3 protein-coding genes are annotated in these 2,388 nt (G+C 29.6%); all 3 read left to right on the top strand.

Features of this window, described 5'->3' with window-relative positions:
- Window positions 1–1,690: CXXX repeat peptide maturase (locus DSOL_RS25875; RefSeq protein WP_075367568.1), on the top strand; the 1,690-nt coding region annotated here is incomplete at its 5' end.
- A 3-nt stretch (window positions 1,691–1,693) separates the two neighbouring features.
- Window positions 1,694–1,993, top strand: a complete 300-nt coding sequence (locus DSOL_RS25870) for a CXXX repeat peptide modification system protein (protein WP_075367567.1) — start codon at window positions 1,694–1,696, stop codon at window positions 1,991–1,993.
- A 48-nt stretch (window positions 1,994–2,041) separates the two neighbouring features.
- Entirely contained in the window at window positions 2,042–2,185 is a 144-nt protein-coding gene (locus DSOL_RS30290; protein WP_083643084.1) for an AC3_0185 family rSAM-modified Cys-rich RiPP, read from the top strand.
- The last annotated feature ends 203 nt before the right edge of the window (window positions 2,186–2,388 follow it).

The following is a 2,388-nucleotide window of genomic DNA, read 5'->3' as shown; positions in this document are numbered from 1 at the left end:
TAAGATAAAACATGATCTCCAAAGAATTAAACTTGATGGTAGTGGATCATATGATGAGGTTATAAGAAATGTACCATTATGGTTAAGTCAATTTCCAAATGCTATGACAAAAGCTACATTCTCTCATGATGATTTACCATATTTAAAAGAAAGTATCATTAGTCTTTGGAATAATGGAATAAATACAGTAGCAGCTAATGTTGTTTTTGAAAATGTTTGGGAAGATGGAGATGATATTATATTTGAAAGTCAATTAAAAGATTTAGCAGATTATATTCTTGATAAAGGGATGTGGAAAGAGTATTCAGTAAGATTTTTTGATCCCAAAATTGGGTTTCCTCTAAAATCAGATGAACTAAAAAATAATTTTTGTGGAGCAGGTAAAATGCTTGCAGTGGATTATAAAGGAGACTTGTTTCCATGCGTAAGATTCTTAGATTTTGCACTAAGTGATAAAAAAGGATTTAAGATTGGAAGTATAGATAAGGGGATTAATTTTGATAAACTTCGCCCATTTGCAGGTCTATCATTAGAAAATCAAAGTTCACAAGAATGCATTAATTGTGAAGTTGCTACTGGATGTGCCTGGTGTACTGGAGCTAATTATGATTTTTCAGATAATGGAACTATTTATAAAAGGGCGACCTATATTTGTAAAATGCATAAGGCAAACGTACGCGCTAATGAATATTTTTGGAACGAGTTTACTAAGAGAACAGGTTTGATTTCTCCAAGAGAGGAATACAAAAAATTTAGATATATTAAATCAGAAGATGCAAAATATCTACAATTTATTATTTCAGATAATATTACTCCACATTGTTCATATGTTTCAAAAACAGGGGATACACCAAATAATATGAATGATGATATTATTCACAAAGGTTTATTATTTGCTAAAAATAATAATTTAAACCCAGTAGTTTTGGGTGATAGGAATTTACAAAATGAGAGTTTTCTTAATATTATTAGCAACAAATCAAAAAACACTGATGAAAATTCAATAGTCATATGTGATCATAATTCAAATTTACCTAGTAATTTTGAAGGAATATGTATACTTTTGATTACGAGAAACAATATAGAAAATATATTGAATTTTGTATCAGATTTATACAAGTCTGTAAATAGGATAAATCTAACTATTCAAGATATAGATCAATGGACTGATTCAGATATTCATCTTTACAAAGAAAAGTTAGAAGAATTAGTAGAATTTGTTGCTTTAACATATAAAAATGTTAATCCATTACAAATAAATATATTAACCGATATTTTAGACTTAGACCTCATGTGTAATTGTGATGCTGGTAGGAGTCATATTTCTCTTGCACCTAACGGTAAATTTTATATTTGTCCAGCATTCTATTTTGATAATCCTGATAATAATATTGGTGATTTAGATAATGGTATTGATATTTATAATGAATATCTACTTGATCTAGAGAATGCACCGATTTGTTCAGGATGTGATTCTTATCATTGTAAAAGATGTGTTTATATGAATAAAAAATTAACAAATGAGATAAACACACCTTCAAAAATCCAATGTGTGCTTAGTCATTTAGAAAGAAATGCATCTTTGAAACTTCAGGAAAAATTAAATCCAGAAAACATTAAATTTAAGAATGTATTAAATAGCATAGAATATTTAGATGCTATTGATAAATTAAAGGAAAGGATGGAGTAGATTATGATGAATCATATAAAAGTTGGAAAGGTAACAGTTGCTGAAAAAAACTTTATGCTTCCAATATATAATAGAAGGGCTTCTTTGGAGGAGTTAATTCTGACGGTATCTGAAAAAGTACACCCTGATCTATATGGAAAAATCAATAATGATTTAGCTAGTACAAGAATTGAATATGATAATTGGTGGCAAAAAATGCAACAAAAATATAGTTGGAAAGTAAATCAGAATGGATATTGGATTATGGATTTTAACACATGTGAGGTTATGCTTAACGAAGAGTGTGAGCAAGCGAATGTGTAAGGGTTTAAAGGCTCTTAACACTAGATATTTTTGAAAGGAGGTGAGGGTATGAAACATTTATTTTCTAAAAAGGCAAGTACAAACGATGTTCAAGGCTATATGTGTCTTGATTGTACTGGATGCTGTATTTCTGGATGTGCAAATGTTTGTATTGGTACGTGTTCAAACTTCTGTAGTAAATATGTTTTTTAATCGGGTACATTGACAAATCAAACCCCGGCACATCTTTGATATGCCGGGGTTTGACGTTATCATATTACAATGTTTTATTGCGGCTGTAATCCGGAAGCTTTTTTGACTAGGGCATTTAAATCTATACTTTTCTCACAGTCCTATGACAACTATTCTTACACAGATAAGGGGAAATAAGAAATTAATAAAAAGGATTCCTTTGG

It is taken from the genome of Desulfosporosinus metallidurans, assembly GCF_001936615.1.
GTDB lineage: Bacteria > Bacillota > Desulfitobacteriia > Desulfitobacteriales > Desulfitobacteriaceae > Desulfosporosinus > Desulfosporosinus metallidurans.
Note: the sequence above shows the minus strand (reverse complement) of the source record. Positions and strands in the feature narration are given on the sequence as shown.

What these genes read in the sequence shown, in the direction of transcription:
- DSOL_RS30290 (WP_083643084.1), top strand. Translation starts at nt 2,042, where the DNA reads ATGAAACATTTATTTTCTAAAAAGGCAAGTACAAACGATGTTCAAGGC.
- DSOL_RS25870 (WP_075367567.1), top strand. Translation starts at nt 1,694, where the DNA reads ATGATGAATCATATAAAAGTTGGAAAGGTAACAGTTGCTGAAAAAAAC.